Genomic DNA, 15,552 nt, shown 5'->3' with positions numbered 1-15,552 from the left:
GTAACTTGAAAATTGACGTGGGGCGATTGTATCAGCAGCGTGGCAGCGCTGCTTAGGCTGAATTATCGAGCAAACAGATCGAGAAGTTCGATGTCGCCTACGGATGCTTGCCTTCACCATCGAACGGATACGGCTGCTGCCAGCGCTCGAAGATCGCCCGCAACTCGCCACTGGCAACCAGTTTGTCCATGCGTTGATCGAACAAAGCACGTAGTGCCTTGCCCTCGGCGGTACGGCCAAAAGCCAGGTACAGCGGCAGCTCAACCAGGTGACTGCGGCGGAACAACTTGGGATCGGGCGCCTGTTCGAGGACATAGTCAACTTCAGTCAGGGCATCAATGTAGAAATCGACACGATCATGCTCAAGCATCGGCAAGATCCCCTCGCGGCGCTGGATTTCGCGAAAATGCTCGACGTTGGGCAAGTAGTTCTTGTAGTCATAGCCTCGCACCCAGGCCAGGCGATACCGGCCAAGGGTCTGCGGGGTGGGCACGGGACGACTGGCCAGGCCCAGGGCATAGATATGGTCCATGTCGAAATACCAGCGCGGGTACAGGTTGTCGGCGTTCTCTTCGCGATAGGAGCCGACCCAGGCATCCGCCTCACCGCGCTTGACCAGGCCTACCGCCCGGCTGTACGGCGCACTCAGGGTGCGAACCTTGACGCCGACCGGCTCGAACACCTTGCGCAGCACGTCCCAGGCCAGGCCGCTGCCATCGGCATTGGTGTAATCGAGCCACTCCTCACTGACCAGACGCACCTGGCCGGGTGTCGCCGGCGGCGCATCGGCCGCCTTGACCACACTGGCCGCCAGGACCAGCAACAACAGCAACAGCCGCCATCCCGTCATCGCCCCGCTCCCTTAGGTGAAACTCCATACCAGAAGCTGCATGCCCAGCCAGGCAAACACCCCTGCCAACACATCGTCGAGCATGATCCCGACCCCGCCATGCACATGGCGGTCGACCCAGCGAATCGGCCAGGGCTTGAGGATGTCGAAGAAGCGGAACATCAAAAAGCCCGCCAGCAGCCACTGCCAGCCTTCAGGCACTAGCCACAGGGTGATCCACATGCCGACCATCTCGTCCCAGACGATCCCTTCATGGTCATGCACTTTCAAGTCATCGGCGACTTTGCCGCACAACCAGAAGCCAAACAGCATAGTCAGGCCGAGCATCAGCCAGTAGCCCCAATCGGGCATCATCTGCCACAACGGGATAAAAGGTAGAGCTACCAGCGAGCCCCAGGTTCCCGGCGCCTTGGGCAAGGTTCCGGAACCGAAGCCGAAGGCCAGGAAATGCCAGGGATTGCGCCAGACCGACGGCGGAACGAACTCCGCAGGCACCTGTTTGGGGTGATCCGTCACGGTGTCTCCTTAAAATGTTGATAGCCCCGGGTGTCCGGGGTGATGTCCTGGCCACGGCCATCGATCAGGCTGACACCACGGCCGGCAGTGACGCGGCCCACCACCCGGATCGGCCAGCCGGCGCCCAGCAACGGCGCAAGCTCGGCTTCGGGCAGGGTGAAGGCCAGCACGTAATCATCACCACCGGCCAGCGCCGCCTGCTGCGCGCCTTGCCGGCCGAGAAACGTCTGCAGGGCCGCCGACAACGGCAGGCGCTCCAGTTCGACCTGCAATGCCACCTGCGAAGACTTGGCAATGTGCCCACAATCCGCCAGCAAACCATCGGAAATATCCAGCGCCGCCGTGGCCTTGCCGCGCAGAGCCTGACCCAGCGCCAGTTGCGGCTGCGGCGACCAGTAGTGGGCTAGTAGAGGGTCGGCCTGGCCGGCATCGGCCGAACGCTCGCCGAGCACCAGCGGCAAAGCACCCGCCGCATTGCCCAGGTCGCCACCGACGCACAGCAGGTCGCCGACCTGCGCGCCACTGCGCGTCAGGGCAAGGCCGCCCGGTGTGCGGCCGAACACGGTGATGGTCAGGCTCAATGGGCCACGGGTGGTATCCCCGCCAATCAGGCTCAGTTGGCAACTTTCGGCCATCTGGTTCAAACCGCGGGCATAGGCTTGCAGCCAGTCGGCGTGAACCGTGGGCAGGGTCAGGGCCAGGGTAAAGCCGATGGGCGTGGCGCCCATGGCAGCCAAGTCACTGGCAGCAACGGCCAGCGAACGCTGACCGAGCAGAAAAGGGTCGCAGACAGCCGGGAAATGCACCCCGGCTACCAGCGTATCGGTGGAGATCGCCAGCTGTTCGCCCGATGGCACGCTGAGCAAGGCGCAATCATCGCCTATGCCCAGCACCACGCCTTCACCGCCTTGCGCACAGGACGCGGCGGCGAAGTAATGACGGATCAGCTCGAACTCACCCATTGGCACAGAGCGCCGAGATCAGCGCTTGAACGCCTTGACTTCGGCTTCACGCAGCCGCGGTGCAAGCTTGTCGAGCACACCGTTGACGAACTTGTGACCGTCGGTTGAACCAAAGACCTTGGCCAGCTCGATGCCTTCGTTGATCACGACGCGGTACGGCACATCGGCACGCATCATGAACTCCCAGGTGGACAGGCGCAGCACCGCCAGTTCAACCGGATCGAGCTCTTCAAGCGCCAGGTCCAGGCACGGCTTCAGCGCTTCGTCGATCTCGGCTTTTTTCGCCGGAACCCCGTGCAGGATCTCGCGGAAATAGGCGCCATCGATATCGGTGAAATCGTTATCGACCCGGAACTGCGCTTCGACTTCGTTCAGCGAGTGCTTGGCCATGTGCCACTGGTACAGCGCCTGGGTCGCAAGCTTGCGGGCTTCGCGACGTTTGGCGCTCTTCGAGGGCTTGCCAGCATCCGCAGGTTTCGGATCACGCGGGTTGAAACGATCGCTTTCGTCGCTAATCACTTGGCCTCCAACTGCGCCAGCAGGCTGACCATTTCCAGAGCGGACAGGGCAGCTTCGGCGCCCTTGTTGCCGGCCTTGGTGCCGGAACGCTCAATGGCCTGTTCGATCGAATCGACAGTCAGGACACCGAAGGAGACGGGCACGCCGAACTCCATGGAGACCTGGGCCAGGCCCTTGGTGCATTCGCCCGCAACATATTCAAAGTGCGGGGTACCGCCACGGATCACGGCGCCCAGGGCAATGATCGCGGCATATTCGCTTTGCTGGGCGACCTTCTGTGCCACCAGCGGGATTTCGAAGGCACCCGGGGCACGGATGATGGTGATGTCGCTTTCGCTCACACCGTGGCGAACCAGGGCGTCAACAGCACCGCTCACCAGGCTTTCGACGACGAAGCTGTTGAAGCGGCCAACCACCAAAGCATAGCGACCTTTGGGGGCAATGAAGGTACCTTCGATGGTCTTCAGGGTCATTGCGGAGTTCTCATCTTAAAGAGCCAGGCCGCAAACGGGCGGCCTGTGGGGGTTTGGGACACGAATGGCAGCGCGACAAACTGCCTGCTTTATTCGGAGGGCACGTATTCTACAACTTCCAGATCGAATCCGGATATCGCATTGAACTTCATTGGCGAACTCATCAGGCGCATTTTGCGCACGCCAAGGTCGCGCAGGATCTGCGAGCCTGCACCCACAGTGCTGTAGGTGGTCGGGGGTTTCGCCTGCGCGGTGGTATCGGCGCTTTCGCGGATATGCGCCAGCAGCACGTCGCCATCAAGCGGGTGGCCCAGCAACAGCACAACACCACTGCCGGCGTCTGCAACGGCGCTCATGGCCGCACGCAGGCTCCAGCGGCCCGGTTGCTTGACCATCAACAGGTCGCGCAGCGGGTCCATGTTGTGTACCCGTACCAGGGTCGGTTCTTCGGCGCAGATGTTGCCCAGGGTCAGGGCCATGTGCACATCGCCCTCGACCGAATCACGGTAGGTGACCAGGTTGAACTGACCCAGTTCGCTGTCCAGCGGCTGCTCTGAAACCCGCTGAACGGTACGTTCGTGGATCATCCGGTAGTGGATCAGGTCGGCAATGGTGCCGATCTTGATGTTGTGTTCGGCGGCGAAGGTCTCAAGCTCGGCGCGACGGGACATGGTGCCGTCGTCGTTCATCACCTCGCAGATCACTCCGCTCGGCTCGAAACCGGCCATGCGTGCCAGGTCGCAGGCCGCTTCGGTGTGACCGGCACGGGCCAGGGTACCGCCGGGCTGGGCCATCAGCGGGAAGATGTGGCCGGGGCTGACGATGTCTTCGGCCTTGGCATCACGAGCGGCAGCGGCCTGCACGGTGCGCGCGCGGTCGGCGGCGGAGATGCCGGTGGTGACGCCAGTGGCGGCTTCGATCGAGACGGTGAACTTGGTGCCAAAGCCCGAGCCATTGCGCGGCGCCATCAGCGGCAACTTGAGCGTTTCGCAGCGCTCGCGCGACATCGGCATGCAGATCAGGCCGCGCGCGTGCTTGGCCATGAAGTTGATGTGCTCGGCCTTGCAGCATTCGGCGGCCATGATCAGGTCGCCTTCGTTCTCGCGGTCTTCGTCATCCATGAGGATGACCATTTTGCCCTGGCGGATGTCTTCAACCAGTTCTTCAATGCTGTTGAGCGCCACGGGGCACCCCCTTTCAAATCAGGATTTCAGGTAGCCGTTGGCGGCCAGGAAACTTTCGGTGATGCCGCCACCCTGGCTTGGCTCGGCGGCCTTGTCGCCCAGCAGCAAACGCTCCAGGTAACGGGCCAACAGGTCGACCTCAAGGTTCACCCGACGACCTGGACGGTAGTCGGCCATGATGGTTTCGGCCAGGGTGTGCGGGACGATGGTCAGCTCGAATTCGGCGCCATCGACGACGTTCACCGTAAGGCTGGTGCCATCGACGGTGATCGAGCCCTTGTGGGCAATGTACTTGGCCAGCTCTTTGGGGGCGCGGATGCGGAACTGGATGGCACGGGCGTTATCGCTGCGCGAGACCACTTCGCCGACACCGTCGACGTGGCCGCTGACCAGGTGGCCACCCAGGCGGGTGGTCGGTGTCAGGGCTTTTTCCAGGTTGACCCGGCTGCCGCTCTTGAGCTCGTTGAAGGCCGTGCAGTCGAGGGTTTCGCGGCTGACGTCGGCCCAGAAGCCATCGCCAGGCAGCTCGACGGCGGTCAGGCACACACCGTTGACGGCGATGCTGTCACCCAGTTTGACGTCGCCCAGGTCGAGCTTGCCGGTTTCGACATACACCCGCACGTCACCGCCTTTTGGGGTCAGGGAACGGATGCTGCCAATCGATTCGATGATGCCGGTGAACATGAAGTCCTCCTCGAGAACAGGGCTGCGCGTGGCGCTAGCCGCAAATTATACGCCGGGCGCAGGCTTGGGAACCGCAGTGACTCGCCAGTCATCGCCTACTGCACGCATTTCGGTGATTTTCAAATGGGGCGCCTGGCGCATGGTTTCCAGCGGCCAGTCGAGCAACGGTCGGGCACTGGAGCCCAGAATGCGCCCGGCGACAAAAATCTGATACTCGTCGATCAGGCCCTGGCGGGCAAAGGCGCCGACCAGGCCGGCGCCAGCTTCGACCAGTACCTCGCTGGCACCGCGAGCAGCCAGTTCGAGCATCAGCGCAGGCAGATCGACACGGCCATCGCTGCCCGGCAGACGCAACAGCTCATGGCCGGCCTGGGCATACGCCGCGTCGACTTCGGCGGCGGTCACCACCAGGGCCGGCCCGGCTTGAAAGAACGGCGCGTCAAGCGGCACGCGCAAACGGCCGTCGATCAACACCCGCAGCGGTGGACGGGCGAGGGCCAGGGCGGTGGTTTCCGGGTCCAGGCCAAGCTCGTCGCCGCGCACGGTCATCCGCGCGTTGTCGGCCAGTACGCTTTCGGCGCTGGTCAGGACCACGCTTGAGCGCGCGCGCAAACGCTGCACCGCCGAGCGTGCGGCCGGGCCGGTGATCCACTGGCTCTCACCACTAGCCATGGCCGTACGGCCATCCAGGCTCATCGCAAGCTTGGCCCGTACGAACGGCAGGCCGTGCTCCATGCGCTTGAGAAAGCCCGGGTTCAGGGCCCGGGCTTCGCCTTCGAGCACACCGCTGGCCACCTCGATGCCGGCGTCGGCAAGGCGCTGCAGACCTTGGCCGGCGACTTGCGGATTGGGGTCCTGCATGGCCGCCACCACCCGCGCGACGCCGGCCTTGACCAGCGCCTCGGCGCAGGGCGGCGTGCGCCCGTGGTGGCTGCACGGCTCAAGCGTGACATAGGCGCAAGCGCCACGGGCCAGCTCACCGGCCTGACGCAAGGCATGCACCTCGGCATGGGGCTCGCCGGCACGCACATGCCAGCCTTCGCCAACAACCTGGCCGTCACGGACGATCACACAACCAACCCGCGGGTTCGGGTGCGTGGAGTACACGCCCTTGCGGGCCAACTCGATGGCCCTGGCCATGTAATGGGCATCAAGCACCGCGCGTTCGCTGGACATGCTCACTCTTTAGCCGGCACACGGGCCAGGCGGTCGATTTCTTCACGGAACTCGTTGAGGTCCTGGAAACGCCGGTACACCGAGGCGAAGCGAATGTAGGCGACTTCATCGAGCTTCTGCAGCTCGGCCATGACCAACTCGCCGACGACCAGCGATTTGATCTCGCGCTCGCCGGTAGCCCGCAGCTTGTGCTTGATATGCGCCAGCGCCGCTTCCAGGCGCTCGACACTGACCGGACGTTTTTCCAGGGCGCGCTGCATACCGGCGCGCAGTTTTTCTTCGTCGAAGGGCTGGCGACTGCCGTCCTGCTTGATCAGCCGGGGCAGAACCAGTTCGGCGGTTTCGAAGGTGGTGAAGCGCTCACCGCAAGCTACGCATTCGCGCCGACGGCGCACTTGCTCGCCCTCGGCAACCAGTCGCGAGTCGATGACCTTGGTGTCGTTGGCACCGCAGAAGGGACAGTGCATGGTGGCAGGCAACAAAAAAAGGGAGGGCCATGGTAGCGCATCCCACTGGCAAGACAAGCCAAAGGGGTTACCATCCAGTGAGGAAATATGCCGCGAAGGAATTCCCCATGCCATTAAGAGCGCTTGTCGTGCTCAGTTTCGCCGCTGTGCTGGTTGCTTGCAGCAGCGACAAACCCCAGCCAGTACCGGCGCCAAAAGCACCGGTGGCAAGCAAACCGGCTAAAGAGCTCGGGCCCTTGCCGGCTTACCAGCGCGAATTGAGCGGGACCTTGCTCAACATTCCGGCCGGCGCCGAAGTCGAACTGGCCCTGTTGGTCATCGACGAACGTGGCCGCCCGCAAGGCTTGCTGGCAAGCAGCACCCTCAGCGGCAATGGTCTGGACCTGCCGTTTCGCCTGCGCTTCAACCCCGAGGCCTTTCCGGCCGGGGCCCGGGTCGAGTTGCGCGGCCGCGCCAGCCAGTCCGGGCAACTGATCTTGCACCTGCCGCCGCTGCGCATTGCCCAGGCCCAGACCCAGGCCACCGGCCCATTGCGCTTCGAAAAGGCGCCATGATGGCGCCAGTGCCGTTGCAGCACGCTTTAAGTGAACTGCTGGGTGACGCACAACTGGTGGTCAGCGACTTGCCCGAATGCGCGCTCAAGCTGTGGTTGATCGACGCGCAGAACATGGACCGCGCCTTCAGCAGCGAAGAAACCCGGCGCATCCTCCACGAGCCGCCGTACTGGAGCTTCTGTTGGGCCAGCGGCCTGGCCATGGCGCGCTACCTGGACCAACACCGGCACTGGGTGGCCGGCAAGCGGGTGCTGGATTTTGGCGCAGGCTCCGGCATCGCTGGCATTGCTGCGGCCAAGGCCGGCGCACTGGAAGTCGTCGCCTGTGATCTTGATCCGCTGGCGTTGCAAGCCTGCCGGGCCAATGCCGCGCTCAACGAGGTGGAACTGAGCTACTCCAGCGATTTCTTCCAGGAAGCCGACCGCTTCGACCTGATCCTGGTCGCCGATGTGCTCTACGACCGCGCCAACCTACCCCTGCTGGATGAGTTCCTCAGCCGCGGCCAACAGGCGCTGGTGGCCGATTCACGGGTCAGGGATTTCAGCCACCCGCTGTACCGCTCCCTGGGCACGCTGGACGCCCTGACCTTACCGGACCTGGCCGAACCTCACGAATTCCGCCGGGTCAGCCTGTACCACGCCAGTCGCCAGCCTTTATAGTGATGCCATTCACGGATTTTCGAGAGTCGCGATGAACCCTGCTACCCCGTATGTATTCGACGCCACTGCCGCCGACTTCGATCAGTCGGTGATCCAGAACTCTTTCCACAAGCCGGTGCTGGTCGATTTCTGGGCCGAATGGTGCGCCCCGTGCAAGGCGCTGATGCCGCTGCTGGCGCAAATCACCGAGAGCTACCAGGGCGAGCTGCTGCTGGCCAAGGTCAATTGTGATATCGAGCAGGACATCGTCGCCCGCTTCGGCATTCGCAGCCTGCCGACCGTGGTGCTGTTCAAGGATGGCCAACCCGTCGACGGTTTTGCCGGCGCCCAACCGGAGTCGGCGATTCGTGCCCTGCTCGAACCCCACGTGCAAATGCCTCCACCGGCTGCTGCGGACCCGCTGGAGCAAGCCCAGGCGCTGTTCGCCGAAGGGCGCTTCAGCGAAGCCGAGAACACCCTCAAGGCACTGCTCACTGAAGACAACAGCAATGCTGGCGCGCTGATTCTCTACGCCCGCTGCCTGGCCGAACGGGGCGAGCTGGGTGAAGCTCAGGCCGTGCTCGATGCGGTCAGGAGCGATGAGCACAAGGCTGCCCTGGCCGGCGCCAAGGCGCAACTGACCTTCCTGCGCCAGGCCGCCAGCCTGCCGGAAGTCGCCGACCTGAAAGCACGCCTGGCGCAAAATGCTGAAGATGACGAAGCGGCGTATCAGTTATGCATCCAGCAGCTGTCGCGCCAGCAATACGAGGCGGCGCTGGAAGGCTTGCTCAAGCTGTTCAAGCGCAACCGCGGCTATGACAGCGGGATCGCGCACAAGACCTTGCTGCAGGTGTTTGACCTGCTGGGTAACGATCATCCGCTGGTAGGTACTTACCGGCGCAAGTTGTTTGCTGCCTTGTATTGAATTGATCGCGGGGCAAGCCCGCTCCCACACCTGTAGGAGCGGGCTTGCCCCGCGAAACCTCTATCACTCCAACCAGTGATAAACCGGCGCATCCGCCCCGCTTTCCACCTTCACCTCGGCGCTATGACGCAGCCGCACCAGCAGGCGCTTGCCCGCCGCCGTGCTACCTGCCAAACCCTCCAGGTGCTCCAGCAACTCCGGCCCGCTGAGCTGCCCGGCCTTGCGCAATACCTCGCGCGCCGCCTGCCATAGCGCATCATCTGGCCGCGCCGCTGCCACTGGGGCTGCAGCCTGCACCGGCGCAGGCGTCACAGCGCTCAATTGACCACCCAGTTGTGCCCATTCCGCCGGGTCCAGTTCCAGGGTCAGGTCTACCGGCCAGTCGCCGATGTGTCCGCGAATTCGCATGGGTTTGTCCTTGTGCGCAATCAATGGGTCCATGCTCCCACGCCAACGCTTGATCGCCAAGCACACTGGCGCGGAGCAAATAAGTTGTTATAACATTACCAAACCTTTCCAGCGCTTCCGCGGAGTCAGCCCATGCGCCGTCTGTTGCTTGCCTTGCCGTTTGCCTTGTTGCCCCTGGCCGTCGCCCATGCCCATGAAGACCACGATCATGACCACGCCCAGGGCAGCCTCGCCGCCCATGAACACGGCGTCGCTCGCTTGAATGTGGTGCTGGACGACAAGACCCTGGAGCTGGAACTGGACAGCCCGGCGATGAACCTGGTCGGCTTCGAACACCCAGCCAGCAGCGCCGCCGACAAAGCCAAGGTCGCGGCGGTACGCACACAATTGGAAAAACCATTGGCGCTGTTTGGCCTGGCCAAGGCAGCTAACTGCAGCGAAAGTGATCAGGAACTGGAAAGCCCGCTGTTCGGCGACAAACCGGCAGCCGATGACGATGGCGACAAGCACGAAGGCCACCAGCACAGTGACGTCCATGCCCATTACCGGCTGACCTGCGACAAGCCCGGCGAGCTCAAGAACCTCGACCTGGGCCCATTGTTCAAGGCCTTCCCCGCCACCCAGAAAATTGCGCTACAACTGATCGGGCCCAATGGCCAGCAAGGCGTCGAAGCGACCCCGACCAAGGCCACGATCAACTTCTGACAGCCCTTTTGCAGCGAAACGCCTGGGGTAACCCGGGCGTTCATTTATGAGCCAGGCACTGATTGAACTGACCGACCTGGGCTTTGCCTGGCCGGGCCAAGCCCCCCTGCTGGATATTCCCACCTTGCGCCTGCACGCCGGCGAGTCATTGTTTCTCAAAGGCCCCAGCGGCAGCGGCAAGACCACCCTGCTGGGCCTGCTGGGCGGTGTGCAAAAGCCCGATCGCGGCAGCGTCCGCCTGCTCGGCCAGGACTTGAGCGAATTGAAGCTGGCCGCCCGCGACCGCTTTCGCGTCGATCACACCGGCTACATTTTCCAGCAGTTCAACCTGCTGCCGTTTCTTTCGGTACGGGAGAACGTCGAGCTGCCCTGCCGCTTCTCACGCAGTCGCGCACAACGGGCCGTCGAACGCCATGGCAGTATCGACCAGGCCGCCGCCGGCCTGCTCGCCCACCTGGGCCTGAAAGACCCGGCCCTGCTTGCGCGGCGCGCCGACAGCCTGTCAATCGGCCAGCAACAGCGCGTTGCCGCGGCCCGGGCTTTGATCGGCCAACCGGAGCTGGTGATCGCTGACGAACCGACCTCCGCCCTCGATGCCGACACCCGCGAGGCCTTTATCCGCCTGCTGTTCGCCGAGTGCCGGGCGGCCGGTTCCAGCCTGCTGTTCGTCAGCCATGACCAGAGCCTGGCGCCACTGTTCGATCGCCAGCTGTGCCTTGCCAAACTCAACCGCGCGGCCCAGCCGGCCAACGACCTGGAGGCCTGATGTACCTGCTCCGTCTTGCCTTGGCCAGCCTGGCCAACCGCCGTTTTACCGCCTTTCTGACTGCCTTCGCCATTGCCCTCTCGGTGTGCCTGTTGCTGGCGGTCGAGCGGGTGCGTACTGAAGCCCGCGCAAGCTTCGCCAGTACCATCAGCGGCACCGACCTGATCGTCGGCGCTCGCTCGGGTTCGGTAAACCTGCTGCTGTACTCGGTGTTTCGCATCGGCAATGCCACCAACAACATTCGCTGGGAAAGCTTCGAGCATTACGCCAGCGACCCACGCGTCAAATGGGCCATCCCGATTTCCCTGGGCGACTCGCACCGTGGCTATCGGGTAATGGGTACCGACGTACGCTACTTCGAGCACTACCAATACGGCCGCAAGCAGAACCTGCAACTGGCCGAGGGCCGGGCCTTTGCCAATGACCCGTTCGAGGTGGTGCTCGGTGCTGAAGTCGCCGACGCCCTGCACTACAAACTGGGCGACAAGCTGGTGCTGGCCCATGGCGTGGCGGCCATCAGCCTGGTCAAGCACGATGACAAACCGTTCACCGTGGTCGGTGTGTTGCAACGCACCGGCACCCCGGTCGATCGCACCCTGCACATCAGCCTGGGCGGCATGCAAGCCATCCACATCGACTGGCACAACGGTATGCCGGCCCGTGGCGCCGGACGCATCAGCGCCGAGCAGGCACGCAACATGGACCTCAAGCCCGCCGCCATCACCGCCTTCATGCTGGGCCTGAACAACAAGGTGGCGACCTTCAGCCTGCAACGGGAAATCAACGAGTACCGTGGCGAACCCTTGCTGGCGATCCTGCCGGGCGTGGCCCTGCAGGAACTCTGGAGCCTGATGGGTACTGCCGAGCAGGCGCTGTTCGTGGTCTCGCTGTTCGTCGTGCTGACCGGCCTGATCGGCATGCTCACAGCGATTCTCACCAGCCTCAACGAACGGCGCCGGGAGATGGCCATCCTGCGCTCGGTGGGCGCTCGCCCATGGCACATCGCCGGGCTTCTGCTGCTCGAAGCCCTGGCCCTGGCAAGCGTCGGCATCATCGCTGGGCTCGCCTTGCTGTATGCCGGCATTGCCCTGGCCCAAGGTTACGTGCAAGCCAATTACGGCTTGTTGCTGCCCCTGACCTGGCCCAGCACCCATGAGTGGAGCCTGCTGGCCATCATTCTCGGCGCCGCCCTGCTGATGGGCGCCGTGCCAGCCTGGCGCGCCTATCGCCAGTCATTGGCCGACGGCCTGTCTATCCATCTGTGAGTACTTTGATGAGCCGCGCCCTGTTACTTTCCATGCTATTGATCGCCGCCCCTGTGTGGGCGGCCGAGCCCCGCACCCTGGAATGGCAGCAATTGATCCCGGCCGGGGCGCCGGTGATCCAGCCGCAACTGGCGCCGTTGCACGACCTCTCGCAATTGAGCGATGCCCTGGCCGCCGAAGCTGCCCCCGCAGCCCGGCAAACCGCACCCAATGCCCCAGTGGTCAAGGCCCTGGATGGTCAGCAGGTAAAACTGCCGGGCTATATCGTGCCACTGGAAGTCAGCGAAGAGGGCCGCACCACCGAGTTCCTGCTGGTGCCCTACTACGGCGCCTGCATTCATGTGCCGCCACCGCCGTCGAACCAGATCGTTCACATCTTCAGCGAGATCGGCGTGAAGGTCGAAGACCTCTATCAGCCGTACTGGATCGAAGGGCAAATGCAGGTCAAAGCCTCCAGCAGTGAGCTGGCCGATGCCGGATATCAGATGGATGCCGAGAAAATCTACGCATACGAGCTAGAATAAATGGCCGCGTGCAAGCTTTAGCGATTTCATTGAGCTGAATCAAAAGTCACCGTCCGTCAGCTCCTTACCATTGGACTCATTAAATTCTAAACGTCCTTTGGGAGCTTCCATGAACAAGTCCTTGCTTGGCGCCTCACTCGTTGCTCTGGCGCTTGCAGCCCCTGTTGCCCATGCCCACCAGGCTGGCGACTTCATCCTGCGTGCCGGTGCGATCACTACCGCTCCCAACGAAAACAGCGGCGACCTCAAGCTCGATGACGCCAAGGTCTCCGGCACCAAGGCAACCCTGGACAGCGACACCCAGCTGGGCCTGGCGTTCGCCTACATGCTGACCGACCACATCGGCCTGGAACTGCTGGCCGCCACCCCGTTCCAGCACACCGTGGGCGTCAAGGGCCTGGGCGGCGGCCTGGATGGCAAGTTGGCCGACATCAAGCAACTGCCACCGACCCTGTCGCTGCAGTACTACCCGATGGAAGCGTCGTCGAAGTTCCAGCCATACGCCGGTATCGGTCTGAACTACACCATGTTCTTTGACGAAGACCTGAGCAGCAGCCGCAAGGCTCAAGGCTTCAGCAACATGAAGTTGAAAGATTCGGTCGGCCTGGCAGGTCAGTTGGGCATGGACTACATGATCAACGACAACTTCCTGGTCAACGCTGCGGTCTGGTACGTCGACATCGACACCAAGGCCACGATCGACGGCCCGAGCGCCCTGGGCGTTGGCAAGACCAAGGTCGACGTGGATGTCGATCCATGGGTCTACATGGTGGGTGTGGGTTACAAATTCTAAGCGGCATTTAGAGACGCATCGCGGGGCAAGCCCGCTCCTACAGGTAGGAGCGGGCTTGCCCCGCGATGCGTTTCAGCGCCCTAAAAGACGCGCCAGGCCATCGGCCAGTGGCGTCGCCTCAGGGAAGGCAAAGCGGCTCAGCAAACGCTGATTATTCGCCCGCGAATGACGGATATCCCCCGAGCGTGCTGGCCCGTGGCTGATCGCCGGCAGGTCACCAATTACCGACTTCAGCGCATCCAGCAACTGGTTCAGCGAAGTCGCCTGGTTCAGGCCAATGTTCACTGCCCCCTCTTCGACTTCGGCCATCTCCAGCGCCTGAACCATCACACTGACCAGGTCGCCAACGTAGAGGAAGTCGCGGGTCTGCTCACCATCGCCAAACAAGGTGATTGGCGTACCGTTCAAGGCGCGCTCACAGAAAATACTGATGACCCCGGAATACGGCGAGGAAGGATCCTGGCGTGGGCCAAAGATGTTGAAAAAGCGGAACACCACTGGCTCCAGGCCATGCTGGCGACGGTAGAAGTCCAGGTACTGCTCGCTGGCCAGCTTATCCACAGCATAAGGTGTCAACGGCGCCTTGGGCGTGTCCTCGATGATCGACTGACCTTCGCCATTGTTGCCATACACCGCCGCGCTGGAGGCAAACAGCACACGCTTGATGCCGTTCAGGCGCATGGCCTCGCACACATTTAGGGTGCCGATGAAGTTGCTCTGGTGGGTTTTCACCGGGTCATCGACCGAGGCCTGCACCGAGGCGACAGCGGCCAGGTGCACGACGGCCTGGCAACCGGCGGCGGCAGCCTTGACCAGTTCTGCATCGGCGACATCGCCTTCGAGCAGTTGCAGACGGGGGTTGTCCATCTGCAGGTTGCTGCGCTTGCCCGTCGACAGGTCGTCGAGGATGCGCACGCTGTAGCCTTTTTCCAGCAGTGCATCGCTGAGGTGGGAGCCGATGAAGCCAGCGCCGCCGGTGATCAGAATAGGGGCATCAGCCATGACGATAAAAACGGTCCAGTAAGGGCGGCAAACCGGCGCGCCAGGCGCGGGGTTTGATGCCGAAGGTGTGGAGGATTTTCTTGCAGGCCAGCACGGCATGCTGTGGCTCTTCGCTGGCGTCGGGGCGCGCGGCATGGGCCTGCGCGGTCGGTGCCTGCACTGCCAACTGATGCAACTGAGCAGCCTCGGTGAGGATCGCCTGCCCCAGCACCAGCGGCGTGGTCGCCTCATTGCCAGCATAGTGATAGGTGCCCCACAGGGGCGCTGCGCAATCGAGTTGCTTAAGTACCGAGAGGATCACCCGCGCGGCGTCATCCACTGGCGTCGGGTTGCCTCGGCGGTCATCGGCAAGCAGCAATTCCTGCGGTTGTTCAGCGCGGGTCAGGAAACGACCCAACACGCCATCGATGCTCTCGTCGAGCACCCAGCCAAAGCGCAGCAGCACATGCTGCGGGCACGTCGCGCGCACGCTCTGCTCGATGCGCCACAAGGCCTGGCCGCGCAGCCCCAGCGGTACCGGTTCGTCCTTTTCGCTGTAGGCCGTGGCCCGCGAGCCATCGAAGACCCGGTAGCTGGACGGCTGGACCAGGACGATATTGTGGTGCTGGCACAACTCGGCCAGGCGCTCGACCGCGCGCTCCTGCTGAGCAAGGCGCTGTTCGCTGACGGCTTCGGCCTGGAACCAGTCGAAATAGTAAGCCAGGTTGATCAGCGCATCCGGGCGGGTGTCATCGAGCAACTGGGTCAGGCTGGCCGGATCCCAGCCGCTGTCGGGCGGGCGTGGCGCCAGAAAGCCGATGTCTTCCTCGGCCCCGAGTCGAATCAGCGCTTGCCCGAGGGCACTTCCACCTCCCAACAGCATCAGGCGCATTCGCATAGAGTCAGCAGGTCCGATCAGATTATGGGAAGAAAGCCTTCATTTTGCGGTTTCCGGCAGGGGAAGTCCAACTTGAGGGCGGCGCTCGGCCAAGCCCCGTGTCGTGGGTAAATTTTACGCCCTACTTACACAAATCCGGAAACTGCCTATACTGCGCCCGGAATGAGCTGACTGCCCCTAAAGGATTAACCAGGAGGATAGTTAGCTTATTCCTTTGCCGGGGGCCAGACGTTCAGTCTGAATGCCGGTCGGCACGGATTGCCA

20 protein-coding genes are annotated in these 15,552 nt (G+C 63.1%); 8 read left to right on the top strand and 12 right to left on the bottom strand.

Features of this window, described 5'->3' with window-relative positions; genetic code table 11:
• Window positions 1–97: 97 nt before the first annotated feature.
• The 9 genes from M5G17_RS08675 to nrdR all read right to left on the bottom strand — a co-directional run bounded on the left by M5G17_RS08675 (window position 98) and on the right by nrdR (window position 6,831).
• Window positions 98–850 carry a substrate-binding periplasmic protein gene (locus tag M5G17_RS08675; RefSeq protein WP_273892515.1) on the bottom strand — a complete coding sequence of 251 codons (753 nt, stop codon included), beginning with the start codon at window positions 848–850 and terminating at the stop codon, window positions 98–100.
• Window positions 851–862: 12 nt separating this feature from the next.
• Window positions 863–1,366, bottom strand: coding sequence for a phosphatidylglycerophosphatase A family protein (locus tag M5G17_RS08670; RefSeq protein ID WP_130266477.1), 504 nt, complete (start codon window positions 1,364–1,366; stop codon window positions 863–865).
• A complete protein-coding gene (gene thiL / locus M5G17_RS08665) occupies window positions 1,363–2,328 on the bottom strand; it encodes a thiamine-phosphate kinase (RefSeq protein ID WP_273892514.1) in 966 nt (321 codons plus the stop codon). Before thiL ends, M5G17_RS08670 begins: the two co-directional genes overlap by 4 nt.
• 18 nt (window positions 2,329–2,346) lie before the next feature.
• Window positions 2,347–2,847 (bottom strand): transcription antitermination factor NusB, encoded by a 501-nt coding sequence (gene nusB, locus M5G17_RS08660; RefSeq protein WP_273892513.1) that lies wholly within the window; start codon window positions 2,845–2,847, stop codon window positions 2,347–2,349.
• On the bottom strand, window positions 2,844–3,320 hold the full coding sequence (ribH, locus tag M5G17_RS08655; RefSeq protein WP_065759168.1) for a 6,7-dimethyl-8-ribityllumazine synthase: 477 nt from the start codon (window positions 3,318–3,320) through the stop codon (window positions 2,844–2,846). The genes nusB and ribH overlap by 4 nt, the downstream gene beginning before the upstream one ends.
• Window positions 3,321–3,409: 89 nt before the next feature.
• A complete protein-coding gene (gene ribBA / locus M5G17_RS08650; RefSeq protein WP_273892512.1) occupies window positions 3,410–4,504 on the bottom strand; it encodes a bifunctional 3,4-dihydroxy-2-butanone-4-phosphate synthase/GTP cyclohydrolase II in 1,095 nt (364 codons plus the stop codon).
• Window positions 4,505–4,522: 18 nt separating this feature from the next.
• Complete coding sequence (locus tag M5G17_RS08645; protein WP_273892511.1) at window positions 4,523–5,188, bottom strand: riboflavin synthase; 666 nt, start codon at window positions 5,186–5,188, stop codon at window positions 4,523–4,525.
• 45 nt (window positions 5,189–5,233) lie between these two features.
• A complete protein-coding gene (gene ribD, locus M5G17_RS08640) occupies window positions 5,234–6,364 on the bottom strand; it encodes a bifunctional diaminohydroxyphosphoribosylaminopyrimidine deaminase/5-amino-6-(5-phosphoribosylamino)uracil reductase RibD (protein ID WP_273892510.1) in 1,131 nt (376 codons plus the stop codon).
• Window positions 6,365–6,366: 2 nt separating this feature from the next.
• Window positions 6,367–6,831: a transcriptional regulator NrdR gene (nrdR, locus tag M5G17_RS08635; protein ID WP_010222838.1), complete on the bottom strand. Its 465-nt coding sequence runs from the start codon at window positions 6,829–6,831 to the stop codon at window positions 6,367–6,369.
• A 107-nt stretch (window positions 6,832–6,938) separates the two neighbouring features.
• Between nrdR and M5G17_RS08630 the strand changes: the two genes are divergently transcribed.
• The 3 genes from M5G17_RS08630 to trxA are packed head-to-tail and all read left to right on the top strand — an operon-like array spanning window position 6,939 to window position 8,948.
• On the top strand, window positions 6,939–7,385 hold the full coding sequence (locus tag M5G17_RS08630; protein ID WP_273892509.1) for a YbaY family lipoprotein: 447 nt from the start codon (window positions 6,939–6,941) through the stop codon (window positions 7,383–7,385).
• Entirely contained in the window at window positions 7,385–8,044 is a 660-nt protein-coding gene (locus M5G17_RS08625) for a class I SAM-dependent methyltransferase (RefSeq protein ID WP_273892593.1), read from the top strand. The genes M5G17_RS08630 and M5G17_RS08625 overlap by 1 nt, the downstream gene beginning before the upstream one ends.
• A gap of 31 nt (window positions 8,045–8,075) precedes the next feature.
• A complete protein-coding gene (trxA, locus tag M5G17_RS08620; protein ID WP_273892508.1) occupies window positions 8,076–8,948 on the top strand; it encodes a thioredoxin in 873 nt (290 codons plus the stop codon).
• Window positions 8,949–9,011: 63 nt separating this feature from the next.
• Here the strand turns inward: trxA and M5G17_RS08615 are convergent, their stop codons facing one another.
• Window positions 9,012–9,356, bottom strand: coding sequence for a hypothetical protein (locus tag M5G17_RS08615; RefSeq protein ID WP_130266486.1), 345 nt, complete (start codon window positions 9,354–9,356; stop codon window positions 9,012–9,014).
• A gap of 132 nt (window positions 9,357–9,488) precedes the next feature.
• On the opposite strand from M5G17_RS08615, the gene M5G17_RS08610 reads away from it, so the two are divergent.
• The 5 genes from M5G17_RS08610 (at window position 9,489) to M5G17_RS08590 (ending at window position 13,409) form a co-directional block, all read left to right on the top strand.
• Window positions 9,489–10,061: a DUF2796 domain-containing protein gene (locus tag M5G17_RS08610; protein ID WP_273892507.1), complete on the top strand. Its 573-nt coding sequence runs from the start codon at window positions 9,489–9,491 to the stop codon at window positions 10,059–10,061.
• A gap of 46 nt (window positions 10,062–10,107) precedes the next feature.
• On the top strand, window positions 10,108–10,827 hold the full coding sequence (locus tag M5G17_RS08605) for an ABC transporter ATP-binding protein (RefSeq protein ID WP_273892506.1): 720 nt from the start codon (window positions 10,108–10,110) through the stop codon (window positions 10,825–10,827).
• The gene (locus M5G17_RS08600) at window positions 10,827–12,092 is read left to right on the top strand and encodes an ABC transporter permease (protein ID WP_273892505.1); all 1,266 of its coding nucleotides are present in this window, start codon (window positions 10,827–10,829) and stop codon (window positions 12,090–12,092) included. The genes M5G17_RS08605 and M5G17_RS08600 overlap by 1 nt, the downstream gene beginning before the upstream one ends.
• Before the next feature lie 8 nt (window positions 12,093–12,100).
• Entirely contained in the window at window positions 12,101–12,616 is a 516-nt protein-coding gene (locus M5G17_RS08595; RefSeq protein ID WP_273892504.1) for a DUF3299 domain-containing protein, read from the top strand.
• 109 nt (window positions 12,617–12,725) lie between these two features.
• Window positions 12,726–13,409, top strand: a complete 684-nt coding sequence (locus tag M5G17_RS08590) for an OmpW/AlkL family protein (protein ID WP_130266491.1) — start codon at window positions 12,726–12,728, stop codon at window positions 13,407–13,409.
• Window positions 13,410–13,481: 72 nt separating this feature from the next.
• On the opposite strand, the gene M5G17_RS08585 is transcribed toward M5G17_RS08590, so the two are convergent.
• Entirely contained in the window at window positions 13,482–14,411 is a 930-nt protein-coding gene (locus tag M5G17_RS08585) for an NAD-dependent epimerase/dehydratase family protein (RefSeq protein WP_273892503.1), read from the bottom strand.
• Window positions 14,404–15,288 (bottom strand): sugar nucleotide-binding protein, encoded by an 885-nt coding sequence (locus M5G17_RS08580; RefSeq protein WP_273892502.1) that lies wholly within the window; start codon window positions 15,286–15,288, stop codon window positions 14,404–14,406. Before M5G17_RS08580 ends, M5G17_RS08585 begins: the two co-directional genes overlap by 8 nt.
• Window positions 15,289–15,552 lie beyond the last annotated feature (264 nt).

Origin of the sequence: Pseudomonas rubra (assembly GCF_028656935.1) — a bacterium.
GTDB lineage: Bacteria > Pseudomonadota > Gammaproteobacteria > Pseudomonadales > Pseudomonadaceae > Aquipseudomonas > Aquipseudomonas rubra.
The sequence above is the reverse complement of the archived record's forward strand: the minus strand, read 5'-3'. Positions and strand labels throughout refer to the sequence as shown.

Coding starts and splice junctions, on each gene's coding strand:
- M5G17_RS08675 (WP_273892515.1), bottom strand. CDS start 850: ATGACGGGATGGCGGCTGTTGCTGTTGTTGCTGGTCCTGGCGGCCAGT.
- thiL (WP_273892514.1), bottom strand. CDS start 2,328: ATGGGTGAGTTCGAGCTGATCCGTCATTACTTCGCCGCCGCGTCCTGT.
- ribH (WP_065759168.1), bottom strand. CDS start 3,320: ATGACCCTGAAGACCATCGAAGGTACCTTCATTGCCCCCAAAGGTCGC.
- M5G17_RS08645 (WP_273892511.1), bottom strand. CDS start 5,188: ATGTTCACCGGCATCATCGAATCGATTGGCAGCATCCGTTCCCTGACC.
- ribD (WP_273892510.1), bottom strand. CDS start 6,364: ATGTCCAGCGAACGCGCGGTGCTTGATGCCCATTACATGGCCAGGGCC.
- nrdR (WP_010222838.1), bottom strand. CDS start 6,831: ATGCACTGTCCCTTCTGCGGTGCCAACGACACCAAGGTCATCGACTCG.
- M5G17_RS08630 (WP_273892509.1), top strand. CDS start 6,939: ATGCCATTAAGAGCGCTTGTCGTGCTCAGTTTCGCCGCTGTGCTGGTT.
- M5G17_RS08625 (WP_273892593.1), top strand. CDS start 7,385: ATGGCGCCAGTGCCGTTGCAGCACGCTTTAAGTGAACTGCTGGGTGAC.
- trxA (WP_273892508.1), top strand. CDS start 8,076: ATGAACCCTGCTACCCCGTATGTATTCGACGCCACTGCCGCCGACTTC.
- M5G17_RS08615 (WP_130266486.1), bottom strand. CDS start 9,356: ATGCGAATTCGCGGACACATCGGCGACTGGCCGGTAGACCTGACCCTG.
- M5G17_RS08610 (WP_273892507.1), top strand. CDS start 9,489: ATGCGCCGTCTGTTGCTTGCCTTGCCGTTTGCCTTGTTGCCCCTGGCC.
- M5G17_RS08605 (WP_273892506.1), top strand. CDS start 10,108: ATGAGCCAGGCACTGATTGAACTGACCGACCTGGGCTTTGCCTGGCCG.
- M5G17_RS08600 (WP_273892505.1), top strand. CDS start 10,827: ATGTACCTGCTCCGTCTTGCCTTGGCCAGCCTGGCCAACCGCCGTTTT.
- M5G17_RS08595 (WP_273892504.1), top strand. CDS start 12,101: ATGAGCCGCGCCCTGTTACTTTCCATGCTATTGATCGCCGCCCCTGTG.
- M5G17_RS08590 (WP_130266491.1), top strand. CDS start 12,726: ATGAACAAGTCCTTGCTTGGCGCCTCACTCGTTGCTCTGGCGCTTGCA.
- M5G17_RS08585 (WP_273892503.1), bottom strand. CDS start 14,411: ATGGCTGATGCCCCTATTCTGATCACCGGCGGCGCTGGCTTCATCGGC.
- M5G17_RS08580 (WP_273892502.1), bottom strand. CDS start 15,288: ATGCGAATGCGCCTGATGCTGTTGGGAGGTGGAAGTGCCCTCGGGCAA.